General features: G+C 69.2%; 1 protein-coding gene. It reads right to left on the minus strand.

The window, feature by feature from the left end; all coding sequences use genetic code 11:
- The coding region (locus ACTJLF_RS34815; protein ID WP_440884932.1) for a DUF6531 domain-containing protein at positions 1–347 on the minus strand (347 nt) is incomplete at both ends.

Consider the following 347-nt stretch of genomic DNA (forward strand, 5'->3'; position numbering starts at 1 on the left):
CCGCGCATCAACCAGATGTCCTCGCTCGGGCTGTAGACCGAGCCGCCCTCGGGCAACGGATCGAAGGTGATCACGCGTCCCATGGATGTGAACAGGATGCAGGCATCGTCGCGGAGCTCGACGTGCATCTGAGCGGGCAGGCTCCAGCCGTGACCCAGCAGGCCGCAGGGTGCGCCGTGCTCGGGGTTCACGTAGCTGCTGTACTGGCGCTGCCATACCAGGGGCATCGCGCCGGGCAGCGCGAAGTCGAGCTCGGGCTCTGCCATGAGCACCTTGGCACCCAGCGCGGGGCTCACCGGGTTGCCGACCGTGACGCCACCCGGGCACTCCGAGCAGGCGATGCCGCC

It is taken from the genome of Variovorax sp. 22077, assembly GCF_052044195.1.
GTDB lineage: Bacteria > Pseudomonadota > Gammaproteobacteria > Burkholderiales > Burkholderiaceae_C > Variovorax > Variovorax atrisoli.